This window comes from Pantoea sp. A4 (genome assembly GCF_000295955.2).
GTDB lineage: Bacteria > Pseudomonadota > Gammaproteobacteria > Enterobacterales > Enterobacteriaceae > Pantoea > Pantoea multigeneris.
Map to the genome: position 1 here is coordinate 1 of NZ_ALXE01000069.1, position 20,218 is coordinate 20,218.

At 53.6% G+C, this 20,218-nt stretch carries 12 protein-coding genes and 5 pseudogenes; 7 read left to right on the forward strand and 10 right to left on the reverse strand.

What is annotated here, in order from left to right; translation table 11 throughout:
• Positions 1 to 322 precede the first annotated feature (322 nt).
• Positions 323 to 1,831, reverse strand: a pseudogene (gene ltrA / locus B880_RS25505) (group II intron reverse transcriptase/maturase).
• A gap of 696 nt (positions 1,832 to 2,527) precedes the next feature.
• On the opposite strand from ltrA, the gene B880_RS27185 reads away from it, so the two are divergent.
• Positions 2,528 to 3,067: a hypothetical protein gene (locus B880_RS27185; protein ID WP_017349925.1), complete on the forward strand. Its 540-nt coding sequence runs from the start codon at positions 2,528 to 2,530 to the stop codon at positions 3,065 to 3,067.
• Positions 3,068 to 3,437: 370 nt separating this feature from the next.
• Here the strand turns inward: B880_RS27185 and B880_RS27190 are convergent.
• Positions 3,438 to 3,752: pseudogene (locus B880_RS27190) on the reverse strand (integrase core domain-containing protein); the annotation flags it as partial.
• Positions 3,753 to 3,889: 137 nt separating this feature from the next.
• Positions 3,890 to 4,809: pseudogene (locus B880_RS26300) on the reverse strand (IS3 family transposase); the annotation flags it as partial.
• Between B880_RS26300 and B880_RS27195 the strand changes: the two are divergent.
• Positions 4,801 to 4,884 (forward strand): annotated as a pseudogene (locus B880_RS27195) (hypothetical protein); the annotation flags it as partial. The pseudogenes B880_RS26300 and B880_RS27195 sit on opposite strands and share 9 nt — an antisense overlap.
• Before the next feature lie 45 nt (positions 4,885 to 4,929).
• Entirely contained in the window at positions 4,930 to 5,259 is a 330-nt protein-coding gene (locus B880_RS25525; RefSeq protein WP_017349929.1) for a hypothetical protein, read from the forward strand.
• 321 nt (positions 5,260 to 5,580) lie between these two features.
• Here the strand turns inward: B880_RS25525 and xylR are convergent, their stop codons facing one another.
• The 4 genes from xylR to xylF all read right to left on the reverse strand — a co-directional run bounded on the left by xylR (position 5,581) and on the right by xylF (position 10,565).
• Positions 5,581 to 6,759 carry a D-xylose utilization transcriptional activator XylR gene (gene xylR / locus B880_RS0123605; RefSeq protein ID WP_026042875.1) on the reverse strand — a complete coding sequence of 393 codons (1,179 nt, stop codon included), beginning with the start codon at positions 6,757 to 6,759 and terminating at the stop codon, positions 5,581 to 5,583.
• 93 nt (positions 6,760 to 6,852) lie between these two features.
• Complete coding sequence (gene xylH / locus B880_RS0123610; protein WP_017349931.1) at positions 6,853 to 8,034, reverse strand: xylose ABC transporter permease XylH; 1,182 nt, start codon at positions 8,032 to 8,034, stop codon at positions 6,853 to 6,855.
• Complete coding sequence (locus tag B880_RS0123615) at positions 8,027 to 9,553, reverse strand: xylose ABC transporter ATP-binding protein (RefSeq protein WP_192841095.1); 1,527 nt, start codon at positions 9,551 to 9,553, stop codon at positions 8,027 to 8,029. Before B880_RS0123615 ends, xylH begins: the two co-directional genes overlap by 8 nt.
• Positions 9,554 to 9,572: 19 nt before the next feature.
• Complete coding sequence (xylF, locus tag B880_RS0123620) at positions 9,573 to 10,565, reverse strand: D-xylose ABC transporter substrate-binding protein (protein WP_017349933.1); 993 nt, start codon at positions 10,563 to 10,565, stop codon at positions 9,573 to 9,575.
• A 297-nt stretch (positions 10,566 to 10,862) separates the two neighbouring features.
• On the opposite strand from xylF, the gene xylA reads away from it, so the two are divergent.
• From xylA to B880_RS0123635, 3 genes are all read left to right on the forward strand, one after another.
• Complete coding sequence (xylA, locus tag B880_RS0123625; RefSeq protein WP_017349934.1) at positions 10,863 to 12,185, forward strand: xylose isomerase; 1,323 nt, start codon at positions 10,863 to 10,865, stop codon at positions 12,183 to 12,185.
• Between the two features lie 18 nt (positions 12,186 to 12,203).
• Entirely contained in the window at positions 12,204 to 13,646 is a 1,443-nt protein-coding gene (xylB, locus tag B880_RS0123630; RefSeq protein WP_017349935.1) for a xylulokinase, read from the forward strand.
• Between the two features lie 404 nt (positions 13,647 to 14,050).
• A complete protein-coding gene (locus B880_RS0123635) occupies positions 14,051 to 14,905 on the forward strand; it encodes a PA4780 family RIO1-like protein kinase (protein WP_017349936.1) in 855 nt (284 codons plus the stop codon).
• A gap of 159 nt (positions 14,906 to 15,064) precedes the next feature.
• Here B880_RS0123635 and B880_RS25530 read toward each other — a convergent pair whose 3' ends face one another.
• Positions 15,065 to 16,423 carry an MATE family efflux transporter gene (locus B880_RS25530; RefSeq protein WP_017349937.1) on the reverse strand — a complete coding sequence of 453 codons (1,359 nt, stop codon included), beginning with the start codon at positions 16,421 to 16,423 and terminating at the stop codon, positions 15,065 to 15,067.
• Between the two features lie 210 nt (positions 16,424 to 16,633).
• Between B880_RS25530 and B880_RS0123645 the strand changes: the two genes are divergently transcribed.
• Positions 16,634 to 17,155, forward strand: a complete 522-nt coding sequence (locus tag B880_RS0123645) for a rhodanese family protein (RefSeq protein ID WP_036646754.1) — start codon at positions 16,634 to 16,636, stop codon at positions 17,153 to 17,155.
• A 40-nt stretch (positions 17,156 to 17,195) separates the two neighbouring features.
• On the opposite strand, the gene mgtU is transcribed toward B880_RS0123645, so the two are convergent.
• Together mgtU and mgtA are read right to left on the reverse strand one after the other, a co-directional pair.
• Positions 17,196 to 17,282 carry a magnesium transporter protection protein MgtU gene (gene mgtU, locus B880_RS27410; protein WP_369410919.1) on the reverse strand — a complete coding sequence of 29 codons (87 nt, stop codon included), beginning with the start codon at positions 17,280 to 17,282 and terminating at the stop codon, positions 17,196 to 17,198.
• Positions 17,283 to 17,394: 112 nt separating this feature from the next.
• Positions 17,395 to 20,114, reverse strand: a pseudogene (mgtA, locus tag B880_RS25535) (magnesium-translocating P-type ATPase).
• Between the last annotated feature and the right edge of the window lie 104 nt (positions 20,115 to 20,218).

Consider the following 20,218-nt stretch of genomic DNA (forward strand, 5'->3'; position numbering starts at 1 on the left):
TCAGCTCATGCAGTTTCATTTGCAGCGTCTGGGATTTCATCGCCGCACCGTTATCCGCATGCAGGACCAGCGGCTCACGTCAGCAGCCTCCGCGCATTACGCTGCGCTCTGCATCAGCGCTGCATCTGGTCACCGTTTTCTGTCTCATGCACTTCATACCCGGTGATTTTTCGGCTGTACAGGTCGATTATCATATATAGATAAATCCAGCGGCCGCGCACCACCGACGGCAGTAGAGTAAGAGACAGGGCGTAGTCGGACTATTTCCCTGCCTCTCCTCCCCGAACCGGACATGCACCTTTCAGCGCATCCGGCTCTCCGTTTAAACACTGGCGAACGCCATTGCTATTTCAGTGAAACGCGATGTATACGTATTTCTGGCTTCTGTCCTCAGGTAAGGGCTACCTTCTGGCAAGCGCCAGCGGAACAACTTCTTGCCTTGCCCGACCAACCGGTAAAGTACTTCACCATTGAGCTTCCCGTGGTGGGTTTTACCAAATAAAACCCACGTTTTACTCTGACCTGGTTTCGGCGATTTACACCACCACCTCATCATGTAGGCAATACCTTTACGATATTTTCTGGCCAACCAGTGAGCCAGCTTCCAGAACACAACTCGGTCGATATAACTGAATACTTTGGCTTTAAAATCAACGAACTGATAGAAAGCAGCCCAGCTTTTCAGCTTATGGTTGAGTTTCTCAACCATATCGATTTTGCTTTCACTATAATTACCTGATAACAAAGCCGTTAGCGACGCAGCGAAGTTTCTGGCTTTCTCCTTCGGGATCGTCGAGACCACCCGCATATCGCTGTAATGACTGCGTTTGCGGATGATCCTGTGGCCCAGAAAGATAAAACCGTCATTAACATGGGTGATCCTGGTCTTGTCCATGTTAAACCTGAGTTTCAGGCTGTCTTCAAGCATGCTTCGGCACTCCTCCCTGATGGCTTCCACTTATGCTTTGGTGCCTTTGATGATAAGAACAAAATCATCGGCATAGCGACAGTACGCTACCGCGGGTCTCCATTGCTAGTTTTCTCTGACCGCCGTACTTCGACCTCGCTGAATACTGTTATTCCAGTACCAGCGATCCTTTCGGGCTTTACCGCTCTGGTAGTGTTCATGCAGATATTGATCGAACTCATTCAGCATGATATTCGACAGTAGCGGCGATATTACGCCACCCTGCGGTACGCCTTCACTGGCCGCCTGAAAGAGACCAACATCAATATGTCCCGCTTTGATGATTTTCCACAGCAGGGCCATAAAACGTGAGTCACTGATCCTGCGGCGAACAGCTTTCATCAGTAGGCGATTATGCACAGTATCAAAGTAGCTGGACAGATCACCTTCAATCACCCATCGACCCCGGGTTTCACCGCAGTCGGTCAATTGAAGTTTTACCGTTCGGATCGCATGGTGGACACTGCGTTCAGGCCGGAACCCATACGAGAGCGCATGAAAATCACTCTCCCAGATCGGCTCCATCGCCATCAGCATTGCCCGCTGAACAATACGATCCCGCAACGCGGGGATCACCAGTGGTCGCAGTTTGCCGTTGCTTTTCGGGATATAAACCCGTCTGGTAGGCAGGGGCTGGTAGTAACCAGAGAGAAGTTCTTCTCTGAGTCTTTGCAACTCAGCAGGCAGTCTGGTCTGTAGCTTTGCTTAACTCACACCGTCAATGTCGGGGGTATGCGCCCCCTTTGATGAAAGGGTGATCCGCGCGGCTTCAGCCAGCCATTCTGGTTGTGTTATCAGACGCAGCAGCCGTTCTATCCGTCGGGACGGGCCGGTTGCTGCCCATATGGCAAGCTTGTGTTGCATTTCGCTGATTATCAAAGGTCTTCACCTCATTAGGTCAGTTAGTTCACTCAACAAACACATTTAAACTGCTCCCCTTCGCCATGTAATGGGCTTTCCCCATCGCGGACTACTACGGAAGCTCCGCCAGCCAGCACGTCATCGAAGCCATGCCCCCTTAACATCCGTCGCTGACCTTCCCCGGTTCACCAGTGTGGACTCAGGCATACTGAGTAGGCTGCCCGTCGTACTCTTTATCCTTGCTTGCCGCAAGTTGGCAGAAGTCAGCAGCACTGGCGTGATGCAGGGGGTGCAAACATGTATGCACATGCTGCGCCTGCCGCTCGGAGGCGGGCGCCCGTAATCGGGTTGGGCATGGAAGTGGTAAATTGAGAAAACCGCTTAGGATGTATTTGAGGACGTCAGTGGGGCGATTGGCCGCATGAGGTTTTTTGAAAAAGCCGGGTGCTAAAAAACTGAAAAGTGAACTTTCACATTTTGGCTGATTCAAGCATTTTGTGCGCGAGAAAAAATTAGCAGTCAGAAAAATGTTGAGTTCCTGCTGGGGTTAGTTGTAGATTTTGTGTTCTGCCACAAGTTGCAGTGATAGGTAGCCAGACTTGAAAATGCTCTGATAAAGTCCCATTAAAGATTTATAGCCTTTGTCCGAAAATGACATTAAAGTAGTCCGCCATTAATGCCGTTAGTAAGGATAGAGAATTGAACTTAGAGCAGATTGCTAGTCTAAGCATCAGTAACCTTCAGATGCTCTTAGACAACATGAAGTTGCCTTTAGCCGTTGGTCCTATCAACGATGAAGATTATGCAATCCTGACGTCCGGTTTTTCCCAGCTTGAGTGGGATCATGGTTTTTCACGCTATGGAAACCGGGATGACAAGTTTGAGTTTTGTCTTAAACTACTGGCAGGGCCCTTAAGGCATATTCCATCTGGCGCCGCTTTGTGTACCTTTGATGAGGAAAGTGGCGTTATTGAGATTCACTTTGTTGAGTCTTTTGTGAAGGAAGATGATGTCGCTCATCCCCTTTACGGCAATATGTTTATGATTACACTTTGGGGTGTTTATCTTTTCGGTGCTGCTGTTGGATGTACCGAAATTCGAATCCCTGAATCGCTTAATCACAAAGTAGCTGGGCACTATAAGAAATTCGGGTTTGAAGGTGACATCAACCTGCTTTCGGCACCTTTTGCTACAATTAGCGATGTAGTACGACGTTACATTACTACTAAGAAACAGTAGATAAATTTCTGCGCAGTGGTAGAATGCTGCGCCTGACATCCACAACCGGATGACGAGGCTTGACCTCTAAGAGGAAATCATGACTATGACGCATAGTGACAAGAAAACTCAGAAGCATTACGCAGTAACTGACGTTTTCACCCGTATGGGCGTCGCAATGGAAGAATTACTTCAGGCGGCCCCCCATATGATGCAGGACGGCAAGTTTGAAGGAAATGAGTTGCATGGCAAACTCAAAGAAAAGCAGAAAGCTGCTTAATTCCATAGTGCGTTTTGCATGAAGCCCGGCTAAGCCGGGCTTTTTCATTTCTATCGTTCGGTAAGTGTCAAGGTAGTTGACACTCTTAGTTAATTTATGCCGCCTGTTTTCCCGTTCCGGACGCGCTTTCTGGGCCTCACGGTACAGTGCATCACCTTTTTCCAGCAGGACTCTGTCTTCACCCCGGTGCCGTTCGCCCGGCGTGACATACCGTATTCCGCTGTGACAGTGCTCTTCGTTATACCAGCGGGTAAATTTGGTCACCCAGTTACGCGCATCTTCCAGCATTCTGAACCCCGATGACGGCCACTGCGGGACAGACTTCAGGGTACAGAACAGCGACTCCGCATACGCGTTATCATTACGCACCCGCGGCCTGCTGTGGGACGGCGTAATGTTCAGCTCATGCAGTTTCATTGTAAGCGTCCAGTCAGAACCGTCTCCATTAACCGCCCTCTAATCTATAAATTAGATATCCTTCTAACTTTCAGAAGGATATCTGTTAATGCAGGACTCCCCCGACTGGCGCAGTGCTGACCTGCCCCCAGTATTAGATACAACCTTCAGTTAGTAATGTTGGTTGGTTTTTCTTCATGTTTCCCGTTTCGCCAGCATGCTGCAAATTCAAGCGGCGTCTGGTAATTCAGCTATGAATGGGGTCTGGACTCGTTATAGTCCTGCCGCCAGTCATTAATGATTTTCCGGGCATGAAAAATATCGCTGAACCAGTGCTCATTCAGGCATTCATCCCAAAAGCGTCCGTTAAAACTCTCAATAAATCCGCTCTGTGTTGGCTTACCCGGCTGGATAAGTCGCAGCTCTACGCCATGCTCAAAAGCCCACTGATCGAGCGCGCGGCAGGTAAATTCCGGGCCCTGATCGGTTCTTATCGTTGCCGGATAGCTTTGAGACAGCGCGATGTCGTCCAGAATACGCGCGACCTGAACGCCTGAAATACCGAAAGCGGCGGTGATCGTCAGACACTCCTTCGTGAAATCATCCACGCAGGTCAGGCACTTAATCCGGCGGCCACTGGTAAGTGCATCCATGACAAAATCCATCGCCCATGTCAGGTTCGGCGCATCCGGGCGGAGAAGCGGAAGCCGCTCAGTCGCCAGACCCTTACAGCGTCGCCAGCGTTTTACACCCAGACCGTTAAGGTGATAGATGCGTTAAACCCGCTTGTGGTTGACGTGAATGCCCTCACGACGCAATAACTGCCAGATGCGCCGGTAACCAAAGCGGCGACGTTCAAGTGCCAGCTCTGTGATGCGCAGAGACAGTTGCGCGTCAGCAGCCGGACGCTGAGCCGAATAACGGCAGGTTGAAAGGGACAGACCAGCCAGCCTGCAGGCACGGCGTTGCGACAGACCCGTTGTCTCACCCATGACCTCCACGGCTTCCCGCTTCTGGTCTGTCGTCAGAACTTTCGGCCCAGAGCCACCTGAAGCGCCTCCTTATCCAGCATGGCTTCAGCGACGAGCGCACAGGCCGCGTGGACGACCCGCCGGTACCGCACCCGCTGCGCCAGACCCGTACGCGCAAGCCGTTCCCTGAATTGTAGTGGATCACATTATCTGACGCAGGCAAGCCACTGGCTGGGATGACAGTTACGTTAACTGACTACGACCAGCCAATCGCTATAACACAAACCAGCAGCAGCGGGCATTTCTCCCTGACGCCTCCCGGTAACTGGAATCTGTTTATTCCGATTGGCCCTCAGGATCGTGTCGGGCGCTGGGCGTTGATCGCTGACGATCTTCAGGGGCAAAAACGCAGCATTTATAGCGGAGGAAGTATTGGTGGGCCTTTCTCGGGATATTCAAAAAACGATCGGATCAGTTTGATCTGCGATCTTTCGCCCGCAGAAAGGAAAATCCAGCGCTTTAGCGAGGAGCAATTTTGTGAACCCATTTTAGTGAAGGCCCCGTGATGATTTTCCCGTTAAAAACAGAGGTAGTCTAAACGGAAGTGTCCTAATTCCCCCCGCCAAAAACAACGAGGCCCAGCACAAACAAACGCCAATCAAGCGCCAAATGTAGAGACAAAGTTGTAATGTCCGCTAAGGAGATGTGGATGTTTTCCTGGGCTGTTATGTTGTGATCCCCAGATGCTGCCGGTACTTTGCTGGACTCATTGCACCTAATGATATTTTGATCAGACTCGGGGGGTGCGGACGCTCTCCGGAGAGTCCAGGAAATCGCCTTCCCTCCCGGGCATCTGAACTCAGCTTTGACGCCAAACACCTGCCTCGCTACAGAACATTCTCACCATGAAGCTGGCGATACTCTTTTGGCGTACTGGCGTAGCTTTTCTTAAACACCGAATAGAAATACTGCAATGAGGGATAGCCGCACATCTGCGAGATCTCATTAATGTTCAGTGAAGAGCTGGCCAGCAGCTCACGCGCTTTTTCCAGCTTTTCGCGGTGAATCATGGCGTGGATGGTATCGCCGGTCTCATCCCGGAAACGTTTTTCCAGATTGGATCGTGACATGCCAATCGCATCCAGCACCTGCTCCACTTTAATGCCTTTGCAGGCGTTGAAACGAATGTAATGCATAGCCTGAACCACTGCCGGGTCGTTTAGCGAGCGGAAATCAGTGGAGCGGCGGGCAATCACTTTCACTGGCGGCACCAGAATGCGCTGTAGCGGTAGCGACTGTTTATCCAACAGGCGATGCAGCAACTTCGCGGCCTGGTAGCCCATCTGCCGCGTGCCCTGTGCCACGGAGGAGAGCGCCACGCGGGAGAGATAGCGTGTCAGCTCTTCGTTATCAATGCCGATCACCGTTAACTTCTCCGGCACCGGAATCTTTAAATACTCACAGGCTTGCAGCAGATGACGCGCACGCGCATCGGTGACGGCAATAATGCCAGTTTGCGGCGGCAGGGTTTGCAGCCAGTCGGCGAGGCGGTTTTGTGCGTGCTGCCAGTTTTCCGGGGCGGTTTCCATGCCCTGGTACACCACCCCCTGATAACGTTCACGCATCACTAACTGGCGAAATGCCTGCTCGCGCTCCTGCGACCAACGTTTACCGCTGGACGGCGGCAAACCATAAAACGCAAAACGGTTGATCCCTTTGTCCTTCAGATGCAAGAAGGCACTCTCCACCAGCGCGGCGTTGTCAGTCGCAATATAATGCACCGGTGGGTAATCTTGTGGCTGATGATAAGAGCCACCCACGCCGACAATCGGCACCGCAACATTGGCTAGCAGCGTTTCGATTAAACTGTCGTCGAAGTCGGCGATCACGCCATCACCCAGCCACTCGCGGATATTTTCAATGCGGCAGCGAAAATCCTCCTCAATGAAAATATCCCAGTCGGTTTGCGAGGCCTGCAAATATTCGCCAACGCCCTCCACCACCTGGCGGTCATACGCCTTGTTGGCGTTAAACAGTAACGTAATGCGGTAACGTTTCTCATGCATGGTGGCGCGTTCCATTAAGACCTCTGCCCATTGCATAGCATGGCGACAAGGTGAGCAAAAATGGTCTGCGCCACATTGTGATCATCTTCACGATTACACCCGACGGCGCGTGGCGGTATCCATCCACACGGCCAGCAGCAAAATGGCCCCTTTGACGATGTATTGCCAGAAGGTGGGTACATCCATCATGCTCATGCCGTTATCTAGCGAAGCCATGATAAAAGCGCCCATCACCGCACCGGCCACTGAGCCCACACCGCCCGCGAGGCTGGTGCCGCCAATCACGCAGGCAGCTATCGCATCCAGTTCAGCAATATTACCGGCGGAGGGTGAACCGGCACCAAGACGTGAACTGAGGATCAATCCCGCAATCGCCACCATCACACCATTAATGGCAAACACCGCCAGCTTGGTGCGTGCCACGTTAATCCCGGAAAGCCGCGCGGCATCAATGTTGCCGCCAATCGCGTAAATCCGGCGACCAAAGGCGGTACGCGTCGCCATAAACATCCCCGCCAGCAACAACAGCGCCAGCAGCAACACCGGAGTTGGCACGCCGCGATAGTCATTCAGCAGCCAGATCGCCCCCAGCACCAGCACGGCGGTGATCGCCTGACGCGCTAGCGTTCCCGTTGCCGCCGGTTGGGCCAGTCCCAACTGCTGACGACGCAAACGTAAGCGCCACTGCCAAAGGATAAACAGCGCCAGTCCGACAAAACCAAAGCCAAAGCCCACACCGCCAGGCAGATAACTTTGCCCGATCTGCGACATCGCCGGGCTGGTTGGGGCGACGGTGGTACCATCGGTGATCCCTACCAGAATGCCGCGAAACGCCAGCATCCCGGCCAGGGTGACGATAAAGGAAGGCACTTTGCGATACGCCACCCACCAGCCATTCCAGGTGCCGAGCAGCAGGCCCATGACCAGCGTGACCACAATGGTGAGCGGCAGCGGCCAGCCCAGCCAGACATCGAAAATGGCCGCCGCACCACCGAGTAAACCCATCATCGACCCCACGGAGAGATCGATCTCGGCGGAGATAATCACAAATACCATGCCGACGGCGAGGATGCCGGTGATCGCCGTCTGGCGCAGCAGGTTGGAGACGTTGCGCGGGCTGAGCCACGCACCGTCAGTGGTCCAGGTGAAGAACAGCGCAATCAGCACAATCGCCCCCAGCATCACCAGCACTTGCAGATTGAAGCGCGGGAATTTACCCGGTGTTGGTTTGCCGGGGGTGCCCGGCAGGCTTTGCGTACTCTCAGACTTAAGCATAATGTTCACTCCGCAGAGCAGCTTCCATCACCTGCTCCTGAGTCAGATGGTTGTTAATCAAATCGGCTTTGATTTGCCCTTCGTGCATGACCAAAACGCGATCGCTCAGGCCCAGTACTTCGGGCAGTTCGGAAGAGATCACAATCACCGAGATACCCTCTTGCACCAGCGCATTGATCAGCAGGTAAATCTCCTGACGTGCGCCGACATCAATGCCGCGCGTCGGCTCATCAAGGATCAGGATTTTGGGATTGAGCAACAGGCACTTAGCCAGAATGGCTTTTTGCTGATTGCCGCCGCTGAGTCGTCCGATTGCCAGCTCGGGCGAGGAGGTTTTCACGCGCAGGCGACGAATTGCATCATTGATCGCCTGCTGTTCGGCCGCTTCATCCACGGTGGAGAAGCGCTGGCTGAACTGGTCGAGTGCCGCCAGGGTGATGTTTTTCCCCACCGCCATCAGCGGCACAATGCCATCTTTTTTGCGATCTTCCGGCACCATCGCGATGCCATGCGCTATGGCTTCACGGCAATCATTGATCTTCACCGGCGTGCCGTTTATCGAAATCTCCCCCTGCCAGCGGCCGGGCCAGACGCCAAATAAACACTGGACCGTCTCTGTGCGACCCGCGCCGACCAGCCCGGCAATGCCGAGGATTTCGCCGCGTTTGAGGCTGAACGAGACGTTATTCACCCGACGCACGCTGCGGTTCACCGGATGCCAGGCGGTGAGGTTCTTCACTTCCAGGATCGTTTCGCCAATGTCGTGCGGCTGATGTGGATAGAGTGCCGTCAGCTCACGGCCTACCATCATGGTGATGATGTCATCTTCGCTCAAACCCGCTGCCGGGCATGTGGCGATATGTTGACCATCGCGGATCACACAGATGGTATCGGAGATGGCTTTCACTTCATTGAGTTTGTGCGAGATGTAAATGCAGGCAATGCCATGCTCGCGCAGGTTGTTGATGATGCTTAACAGCACCTCCGTTTCCTGCTCGGTGAGTGACGAAGTGGGTTCATCGAGAATCAGCAGGCGCACCTGTTTGTTGAGCGCGCGGGCAATCTCAACCAACTGCTGCTGACCCAGCCCCAGCTCGCCCACTTTCGTCTCGGGTGCAACATCCAGTTTGACTCTCGCCAGCAGTTGCTGGCAGCGCAGCGTCATGGTTTCATCATCCACCATGCCAAAGCGCCCCACTTCGGCACCCAGGAAAATGTTCTCCATCACGCTGAGCTGGCGCACCAAGGCCAGCTCCTGGTGAATAATCACAATCCCTTTACGTTCGGTATCGCGGATGGTTTGTGCCTGGACCGGATCGCCAGCAAAGTGAATTTCGCCGTCAAACTCGCCGTGCGGATAGAGCCCGCACAGGATTTTCATCAGCGTCGATTTGCCAGAGCCATTTTCGCCGCACAAAGACATCACTTCGCCCGCATCCAGCTTTATGCTGATGTTATCCAGCGCTTTCACCGCGCCGAAACGCTTGGTGATATGGTTCATTTCCAGCAGCATCGCTATTTCCCCTCTCAGCAGACGATTAGAGATCGCTCTGTTTGTGGAAACCGTCTTTCACCACGGTGCTTTCGATATTGTCTTTATTCACCGGGATTGGCGTCAGCAGGCGCGAGGGTACATCTTTCAGGCCGTTATTCAGTTTGCCGTTGCTGGCGGGGGTTTGGTTATTACCGAGTTCCACGGCAATTTTGGCGGCTTCAGTGGCGAGCTGAGTAATGGGTTTATACACCGTCATGGTTTGTGTACCGCCTATGATGCGCTTAATAGCGGCCAGATCGGCGTCCTGTCCTGATATTGCCACTTTCCCGGCCAGACCTTGCGCACTCAGTGCCTGAATAGCTCCGCCTGCGGTGGCATCATTGGAAGCGACCACCGCGTCAATGTGGTTACCGTTCGCCGTTAAGGCATTTTCCATAATTTTCAGCGCATTCTCTGGCAGCCAGGCATCCACCCACTGATCGCCCACCACTTTGATGCTGCCGTTATCAATATAGGGTTTTAGTACCTTCATCTGCCCGGCACGGAACAGGCGGGCATTATTATCCACCGGCGATCCGCCCATCAAAAAATAGTTACCCTTAGGCACCTGCTTAACAATACTTTCAGCCTGTAATTCGCCGACTTTTTCATTGTCGAAGGAGATATAAAAATCGATATCGGCATTATTTATCATGCGGTCATACGCCAGAACTTTAATGCCTTCACGTTTGGCTTCCGCCACCACATTACTTAACACCTGACCGTTATAAGGAATAATGACCAGTACATCAACGCCGCGATTGATCATATTTTCAATCTGTGACATCTGCGTCTCTTCATTGCCGTTGGCCGACTGCACAAACACCGTCGCGCCCTGAGATTCGGCCTGTTTAACGAAAATATCGCGATCTTTCTGCCAGCGCTCCAGGCGGAGATCATCAATCGCCATGCCGATTTTCACTTCTTTCGCCATGCCCACATGGCTAAACAGAGCCAGCGCAGCGCAGGCAGCTAACAAGGTGTGTTTCATTTTCATCATGGTCATCCTGTAGGTTGAGGCTATTGTCGTTGTAAGGCTATGAACCAGGCGAATGAATTGTTGCCTTGTGTTTCAGTCAACATCAATTACTTATTTTCATCCTGCTATTACGTTTTTTTGTTTATTTTCTGTTTTATGATCCCACTCGACATTCGGCGTTTTTTGCGAGTGCGCTCACAATTAATAATTATCTTAACTTGAGTGTGAATTATCGTAATTGAGACCTGTAGTAACCCTTTAGCAAAATAATGATTCACTGCTGACCATTCGGGTCTGATGCTAAGGAGCAACACCATGCACGCTTATTTCGACCAGCTTGAGCGCGTTCGTTATGAAGGGGCCAAATCCACCAACCCGCTGGCGTTCCGCCATTACAATCCTGATGAGGTGATTCTCGGTAAAACCATGGCGCAGCATCTGCGCTTCGCCGCATGTTACTGGCACACCTTCTGCTGGAACGGTGCGGATATGTTTGGTGTTGGCGCGTTTGATCGCCCGTGGCAGAAAAATGGCGATGCCTTGCAGTTGGCGAAACAGAAAGCGGACGTGGCCTTTGAGTTCTTCCACAAACTGAATGTGCCCTATTACTGCTTCCATGATGTCGATGTTTCACCCGAGGGGGATTCACTGCGTAGCTATCGCGAGAACCTGGTGGCAATGACCGACAAGCTGCTGGAAAAACAGCAGGAAACCGGCGTGAAACTGCTCTGGGGAACGGCAAACTGCTTTACGCATCCCCGTTACGGTGCCGGTGCCGCCACCAGTCCCGATCCGGAAATATTTGCCTGGGCCGCCAGTCAGGTGTGCAGTGCAATGCAAGCCACGCAAACGCTGGGCGGTGAAAACTACGTACTGTGGGGCGGCCGTGAGGGCTATGAAACGCTGTTGAATACCGACCTGCGCCAGGAACGGGAACAAATTGGTCGTTTCATGCAGATGGTGGTGGAGCATAAACACAAAATCGGTTTCCAGGGCATGCTGTTGATTGAGCCAAAGCCGCAGGAGCCGACCAAACATCAATATGACTACGATGTAGCGACCGTGTACGGTTTCCTGAAACAGTTTGGTCTGGAAAAAGAGATCAAAGTGAACATTGAGGCTAACCACGCCACGCTGGCAGGTCACTCGTTCCATCATGAAATTGCTACTGCTATCGCGCTGGGGATTTTTGGATCGGTGGATGCCAACCGTGGCGACATCCAGTGTGGTTGGGATACTGACCAGTTCCCGATAAGCGTAGAGGAAAATGCGCTGGTGATGTACGAGATCATCAAAGCGGGCGGATTTACCACAGGCGGTTTAAACTTTGATGCCAAAGTTCGCCGACAAAGCACGGATAAATATGATCTTTTCTACGGCCACATTGGCGGCATGGACACCATGGCGCTGGCACTTAAAGTCGCAGCGCGTATGGTGCAGGATGGCGAGCTTGATCGGCGAGTGGCGCAGCGCTATAGCGGCTGGAATGGTGAGTTCGGCCAGCAAATTTTGAAAGGCGAGTTTTCGCTGGCATCACTGGCCGCGCATGCTCAACAGCAACAGCTGAATCCGCAGCATCGTAGTGGACGCCAGGAGCAGCTAGAAAATTTGGTGAATCACTATCTTTACGATTTCTAATTCTTTCAGGAGCTTAACATGGTTATCGGGATCGATTTAGGCACCTCCGGCGTCAAAGTGGTATTGCTGGATACTCAAGGGCAGGTCATCGCCGTAGAAACCTCGCCGTTACAGGTATCGCGTCCGCAGCCGTTATGGAGTGAGCAAGATCCCGAAAGCTGGTGGACCGCCACGGATAAAGCGATGCAAGCGCTGGCGCAGCAGCACGATCTCAGCAAGGTGAGCGCGATTGGCTTGAGTGGCCAGATGCATGGCGCGACCTTGCTGGATGCCGAAAATCAGGTGCTGCGTCCGGCGATTTTGTGGAATGACGGGCGCAGCAGTGAGCAGTGCCGGGAACTGGAGCTGCGCGTACCCGATTCCCGTCGCATCACCGGCAACCTGATGATGCCGGGCTTTACCGCGCCCAAGTTGTTATGGGTGCAGCAGCAGGAGCCCGATCTGTTCAGGCGAGTGGCTAAAGTCCTGCTGCCCAAAGATTACTTGCGCTGGCGCATGAGCGGTGACTTTGCCAGCGACATGTCCGATGCGGCAGGCACGATGTGGCTGGATGTGGCAAAGCGCGACTGGAGCGACGTCATGCTCAGCGCCTGCAATCTTAATCGCCGCCAGATGCCCACACTTTATGAAGGTAACCAAATCACGGGTAACTTATCACCGGAAGTCGCTGCACGCTGGAATATGCGCACCATACCGATCGTCGCGGGCGGTGGCGATAATGCCGCAGGTGCGGTGGGGGTGGGTATGGTGGCACCGGGTCAGGGCATGCTGTCGCTCGGCACTTCTGGCGTCTATTTCCTGGTGAGTGAAGGCTACCTCAGCAACCCGCAGCGTGCCGTTCACAGCTTTTGTCATGCGCTACCCAGCCGCTGGCATTTGATGTCGGTGATGCTGAGTGCCGCATCCTGTCTTGACTGGGCAGCCACACTCACCGGCTGTAAAGATGTGCCCGAGCTATTGGCAGAAGCGGAAAAAGCCAGCAGTCACGCGACACCCATCTGGTTCCTGCCTTATCTCTCCGGCGAACGAACGCCGCACAACAATCCACAGGCGCAGGGTGTTTTCTTTGGTTTGACCCATCAACATCGACGTCCCGAACTGGCACACGCGGTGCTGGCGGGAGTGGGCTTTGCGCTGGCGGAAGGGATGGCAGCCGTGCATGAGTGTGGCGTGCAACCGGAAACGGTGATGCTGATTGGCGGTGGCGCGCGCAGTGGCTACTGGCGGCAAATGCTGGCGGACATCAGCGGCTTAACCCTGGATTATTGCCACGGCGGCGAAGTAGGCCCGGCTCTGGGTGCCGCGCGCCTGGCGCAGCTGGCGATTGATCCGCAGAGTGAATGGCCCGCACCGAAGCTGGTGCAACGCCATCAACCGGATAGCGCACGTTATCAAGCCTGGCAGCCGCAGCGCGAAAAGTTTTCCCAGCTCTATCAGCAAATTAAATCACTGATGTGCTGATGAGGCGGAGTGATATCTGGACGCGATATTGGCACGCCACCGGCTGTGCCTACAGCGGCCAGTTATTCACTCCGGCATATCTATTAGCGATGTATCTGCTGCTTTTGCCACATGAGCAATAAAAGAAACACGGTAGAGGTGGCCGCATTTATCGCTCCCTTTCTGATCAAAACAGACACATCCAGAGCTACAGGTAACGGCTATCCTGCGCCAGACCACCGCAAAAAAGCCTGCTGAAAATTGCCCCGGTTTACGATTTCCCCCATTGCCCAAACCCATACAGATCAGTAATGTCTTCTCCAGCAACGGGAGGAAATTCAACGATGGCAACACAGTTTTACACTGAGCAGCACGCAGGCTGTTTTAGTGATACGAAAAGTGGCTTAAATGAGGTATAAAGCCGCATGAAAATCCCAAACCGAATCCAACCTCTGGTCGATGATGGCCTGATCGATAACGTGCTTCAGCGGCTGAAAAGCGGCAAAGAAGCGGACGTTTACACCGTGCTGTGCGGCGACAAAATCCAGTGTGCCAAAGTGTACAAAGAAGCGACGCAGCGCAGCTTTAAGCAGGCGGTGCAGTATCAGGAAGGGCGCAAAGTGCGCAATTCACGTAACGCGCGCGCGATGCAGAAAGGCTCTAAATTTGGCCGCAAGCAGCAGGAAGAAGAGTGGCAGACGGCAGAAGTCGAAGCCCTGTTCCGTCTGGCCAAAGCGGGTGTTCGCGTGCCTGAGCCGTACCTGTGTATTGATGGCGTGCTGTTAATGGAACTGGTCACGGATGCCGAAGGGGCTGTGGCTCCGCGTCTCAGCGATGTCACCTTATCAGAAGCCGATGCGGTGGCTGATTTCCACACCATGATCCGCAATATCGTGCGCATGTTGTGTGCCGGGATTGTGCATGGCGACCTGTCAGAGTTTAACGTACTGCTGGATGCGGAAGGCCCGGTAATTATCGACCTGCCGCAGGCGGTGGATGCGGCGGCGAACAACCACGCAGAGTCGATGTTCGAACGTGATGTCAATAACATCACCGCCTATTACGGCCAGTTTGCCCCGCAGTTGCTGCAAACTCGCTATGCAAAAGAGATCTGGCTGTTATACGAAGAAGGTAAGCTCACCCCAGAAACGGTGCTGACCGGGATGTTTGTTGAAGAGCTGCATGATGTTGATATGGGCTCGCTGCTGGATGAAATCATTGCCGCAGAAGATGAACATTACGAACGCCAGCGTGCCGCCAAAGAGCGCGACGAAGAGTAAATCTCGCCACTCATCAAAGCAGCCAGACATTGGCTGCTTGCCTGGCATGTAAATCCCCTGCCCCGACGTTTCCTCAACGCATCGCACCAAATCCGCTAAACTGTCTGCACATTCCCCGGAAACAAGGCAGTCCCTTGACCGGCATGTCCGAAAGCCGTGTCAGCCGCTCACTGCGGGCTGTGGCTCGTGTAACCTCTCCCGCACCATCCGCTGAACATGGACACCGGTGCGGTAAAAGTTATAGGCCGCAATAATCAGGTTACTGACCCCCAGCGCGATCCAGTAGCTGTAAAAACCCGCGTGAAAATAACGTGCCACTATAAAACCCCCACCCAAACCGATCACCCAGTAGCTGCCAATCACCACCAGCGTCGGCCAGCGCGTATCCATCATGCCCACCAGGAAACCGTTGTAGCAACTGCCAAGGGTGTTAAACAGGAAAGCGATTAAGAGCAGCGGTAAAAGATTCCACATCATGCTGATGATGTGCGCATCCGTCACATCGTAGATATAGCGTTGAATCTGCGGGTAGAACAAGGCAATCGCCCCACCTACCAGCAAGACATAGCCGAAAGCGACACTCAGGAGTCCGTAGCGCAGTCGGCGCAACCCGACCCAGTCATTTTCTGCTGCGCACCATGCCGCCAGCGTTCCTGCGGCACCCGACAAGCCGATGGTAAACACGGTAATTAACGATTCGGTGCGCAGAGCAAAGCTATGAACCGTGGTGGCTTCCAGCCCAAATCCAGCAATCAAAAACGCGGCTGTGGGCAGGAAGCCTTCGCTGAGCGCAATTCGCACCCCCATTGGCAAACCGGCGGCCAGCACGGTGCGTATCGCTTGCCAGTCCAGCCGTCCCGGTTGCAGGGTGAGAGAGAGATGGCGAAACGGACGCCCACGCGTCAGTAAACAAACCGCCGAGATCAGTAATACCGCCCGAATCAGCGAGCTGGAGAGTCCCCCACCCAATACCCCCGCGCCACCCGTGTGGTTGAACCCGAGGATCGCCACATATGCCACGAGAAAATTCACCGGCACCGTCAGCAACATGATAATCGTCAAATAGCCCGGTTTACCCACCGAGGACATCAGGCAGCGGCTGTGTACAAACAAAAACAGGAACACGATGCCCGGCGCAGCCCCCTGATTGTACTGCTGGGCGATTTGCGCCAGATCGTCACTGACGTTAAACAGGGTCAGAATGCGCCCGGTATTGTACAGAATCGCCATCCCCACCACGCCAAGGATCAGCGCCAGCCAAATCCCCTGCGCAAACCATTTTCTTAGCCGCGCGAAATCATCCTGCCGGAACGCCCGGGCCATGTGCGGCCCAAAGGCCAGAAGAATACCAATCCCCATCAGCATCACCAGGCTAAACAGGCTGATGCCGAGGGTTGCGCCGGAAAGGTCCTGATTACCCAGTCGGGAAATCAGCATGGCATCCGTGAAGGAGATGGTGGTTTGCGAGATAAAGCCGATAGCCAGCGGTAAGCCCAGCGCGAGGAGTTTTCTAATCATATCGAATCCGTGAAAATGTATTCCGTCTCGCCGGAGAGTATTCAAAAAGCCCGGTTGCAGCTATCCCTTTGCCCGGTAATGCATAAATCGGACTTTAGATAGCTGCGGATGGAAAATACCCGCAACCCAAAAACAAGCCTGGTCTTGTGTTTGTACGCGTTTTATCCCGCTACCCTGCCGCGTCCATTTACCTTCCCGCTGGAATTCGCCATGAAAATCCTCACCCCACTTGAGATTCAACCGTTACTTAATCAAGGGGCGCTACTGATTGATATTCGCGATACCGATGCCTGGCAACTGGAACATATTCAGGGCGCACTTTCACTGCCGTTTCCTTGCAGTGAAAGCGGTGTGTTGTCGCATCTGTCGTTGGTGGGTAAACAGGTGGTGTTTTACTGCCAGACCGGGCAACGGACCGCTGCGCTGGCTGCGCGGCTCGAGGTTATGGCACAGGGCGCGGAAGTCTGCATGTTGAAAAATGGGTTAAACGGCTGGAAAAAAGCGCAATTCATCACGGTATTCAATCCCTCATTACCGCTGCCGCTCAGCCGTCAGGTGCAGATGCTGGCCGGCTTTATGATCATGGCCGGTGTGCTGCTGGGTTCAGCCTTTTCGTATTATTTCTATTTTCTGCCTTCGCTGATTGGAGCAGGACAGATTTTTGCGGGGGTGACCGGCTGGTGTGGCATGGCTCGTCTGTTGGGAAGGTTGCCGTGGAACCGGCAAGGGTGAAAAACCAGGCCCGCAGCCTGAACGCGCTGCGGGCCTGACATTACCGAATGACTACAGTGAGAATCACCAATATCACCAGCAGTAACACCATTGAGCCAAATACCGGTTTCAGAGAAGATTTACGCATAGCATTCTCCTACGTCAACAACATGCAGATCCCCGAGATTGCAATCAGGACCCCACTCAGCCCAAGGCAGAGCTGGCACACTTTGTTTTCATCTGTCTGCATACGTGCCTCCTCAGAACCACTGACCAAAGCGTTTGACGTAGAGCATTTTCATACCCTGAGCCACCACGCAGTAGCTGAACAGGGTAGCGACTAACCAGGGGAAATATTCCCATGGCAGTGGCTCTAATCCCACCAGGCTCCCCAGCGGAGAGAAAGGCAGGCCGATGCCAATCGCCATAATACAGATTGTGGTTAACATCACTGGCAGCGCCGCACGGCTCTGAATAAACGGAATCTTTTGCGTACGCAGCATATGCACAACCAGGGTCTGTGACAGCAGCCCTTAATAAACCAGCCGGACTGGAACAGTCCCTGAACCGCCGGAGTATTGGCGTGGAACACATACCACATCAGCGCGAAGGTGGTGATATCAAAGATGGATGAGGTTGGCCCAATCCACAGCATGAAGCGTTTGATATTACCCGCATCCCATTTACGTGGTTTACGTAAAAACTCCTTGTCCATTTTGTCCCATGGCAGCGCCAGCTGGGAGATATCGTACAGCAGGTTCTGAATCAGTAAGTGAATCGCCAGCATCGGTAAAAAGGGAATAAAGGCACTGGCCACCAACACCGAGAACACGTTGCCAAAATTCGAACTGGCGGTCATGTTGAGGTATTTGATGATGTTGCCAAAAGTCTCACGCCCTTTTATTACCCCCTCTTCCAGCACCATTAAATCTTTTTCCAGCAGGATAATGTCAGATGACTCTTTGGCGATATCCGCCGCGCTATCAACGGAAATCCCGACGTCCGCTTCACGCAGTGCGGGTGAGTCATTGATGCCATCACCGAGGAACCCGACGGTATGACCATTTTTCTGCAACACATTGAGAATGCGGGATTTCTGTTGCGGTGTCAGTTTGGCAAACACGGTGCAACGTTCTGCGGCGATCTGGAGCGCCTCATCATCCATGCGTTCAATTTCTGGGCCGGTCAGGACTTCGCTGCTATCAATACCCACTTCCTGGCACACCCGCGCGGTCACAATCGGGTTATCACCGGTCAGCACTTTCACCGCCACGCCGTTTTCATGCAGCGCCTTAATGGCCCGGTTCGCACTCTCTTTCGGCGGATCGAGAAAGGTCAGCAGGCCTTCAATCACAAAATCGCGCTCATCGCTGCTGTGCAGCGGCTGTTGCAACCCGGCTGGCCCCAGCTCACGAGTCGCGAGCAGCAGCACGCGGAACCCTTGCTGATTAAAACGCTCTGACAGCGCGATAATCTCTTCACGGCGGACATCGGTCAGCGCGATGACGTCGTTGCCTTCACGTACCGCAACCGCCTGCTCCATCATCTCTTCTACCGCGCCTTTACAGATCAGACGCTGGCTGTCATCACGTTGATCCTGCACCACCACAGAGACGCGACGGCGAATAAAATCAAACGGCAGTTCGTCCACTTTGGTAAAGCGCTGCGCCACTTGTGTGCTCAGTTGCTGTTCCGCAAAGCGCAAAATGGCACGATCCATCAGGTTACGGCTACCGCTCTGGTGGTAGCTGTTCAGCCAGGCATCGCGAAGCACTCTGCTGCTGTCGGTACCCCGGCTATCCAGATGCTGAGCCAGAATAATGTTGTCCTGAGTCAGCGTACCGGTTTTGTCGGTGCACAGAATGTCCATTGCGCCAAAGTTCTGGATCGCGTTCAGGCGTTTCACAATCACTTTGCGCCGGGACATGGCAATCGCCCCTTTCGCCAGATTCGCACTGACAATCATGGGCAGCATTTCTGGGGTTAAGCCCACCGCGACCGCCAGAGCAAACAGCGTGGCATCCATCCAGTCGCCTTTGCTAAAGCCGTTGATCAGCAACACCACGGGCACCATCACCAGCATGAAGCGGATCAGCAACCAGCTCACGCTGTTCACACCCCGGTCAAAGGCGGTTTGTGTCCGGCTGCCGACCAGGGTTTTGGCCAGTGAGCCAAACCAGGTTTCAGCGCCAGTGGCAATCACAACCGCCTGCGCCGTGCCGCTGGCAACGTTGGTGCCCATCAGGCAGACGTTACCGCGATCCAGCAAGGGCAATGTTGCGCTGCTGCCCGCCTGGCTGTCGGATGTACCGCTGAGATCGGTTTTCTCTACCGGCAGCGCTTCTCCACTTAAAATGGCCTGGCTGATAAACAGATCGCGAGATCGGATCAATCGCACATCCGCCGGGATCAGATCCCCGGCAGAGAGGCAGATCACATCGCCTGGCACCAGCGTTTCGATCGGCACTTCCTGTTGCTGAGGTTCGCTGTTTGCGCGCGCGGAGCGCAGCACAGTGACGGTAGTTTGCACCATGGAACGCAGTGCCAGCGCCGCCTTGTTGGTACGAAACTCCTGCCAGAAGCGCAGCAGGCCACTCAGTGTCACCATGGTCAAAATGATGGTGACACCGGTTAAATCGGTCTCTTCACCCTGCCGCAGAGGCAGCCAAAAGTCGGTGATGAAGCTGACCAGCGCCAGTGCCAGCAACACGTAGATGAACGGATTATTAAATGCCCCCAATAGCTGAACGATGGCATGAGGTGCGCGTTCATGTGCTACGGCGTTTTCACCATAGATTTGCAGGCGTGCTTCCGCTTCGCTGGCGCTCAGACCCGCAGGGCTGCTACGCAGGCGTTGAAAAGTTTGCTCAAGCGTCGTCTGCGCTTCAGCGTCAATGGGTAAGACTTTTTTCACCCGACGGCTGGAGGCGTTGATATCTTTGAGTTGTTTTTTCTGGGTTTCAATTTTCATGTCAGTCATTTGACATTCTCCAGATTTAAAATGCGTTGATTCCCCCTGGTTAAAAAAATCACCAGGAAACGGATATAATTAACTAAAAGTCATCAGTTAAAAAAATAAGCATG

Bases quoted from the DNA above. Each gene is read 5' to 3' on its own strand.
- mgtU (WP_369410919.1), bottom strand. From the start codon at position 17,282: ATGCGTAAATCTTCTCTGAAACCGGTATTTGGCTCAATGGTGTTACTG.
- xylB (WP_017349935.1), top strand. From the start codon at position 12,204: ATGGTTATCGGGATCGATTTAGGCACCTCCGGCGTCAAAGTGGTATTG.
- xylF (WP_017349933.1), bottom strand. From the start codon at position 10,565: ATGAAAATGAAACACACCTTGTTAGCTGCCTGCGCTGCGCTGGCTCTG.
- xylR (WP_026042875.1), bottom strand. From the start codon at position 6,759: ATGCATGAGAAACGTTACCGCATTACGTTACTGTTTAACGCCAACAAG.
- B880_RS0123635 (WP_017349936.1), top strand. From the start codon at position 14,051: ATGAAAATCCCAAACCGAATCCAACCTCTGGTCGATGATGGCCTGATC.
- xylA (WP_017349934.1), top strand. From the start codon at position 10,863: ATGCACGCTTATTTCGACCAGCTTGAGCGCGTTCGTTATGAAGGGGCC.
- B880_RS0123645 (WP_036646754.1), top strand. From the start codon at position 16,634: ATGAAAATCCTCACCCCACTTGAGATTCAACCGTTACTTAATCAAGGG.
- xylH (WP_017349931.1), bottom strand. From the start codon at position 8,034: ATGCTTAAGTCTGAGAGTACGCAAAGCCTGCCGGGCACCCCCGGCAAA.
- B880_RS25530 (WP_017349937.1), bottom strand. From the start codon at position 16,423: ATGATTAGAAAACTCCTCGCGCTGGGCTTACCGCTGGCTATCGGCTTT.
- B880_RS25525 (WP_017349929.1), top strand. From the start codon at position 4,930: ATGACAGTTACGTTAACTGACTACGACCAGCCAATCGCTATAACACAA.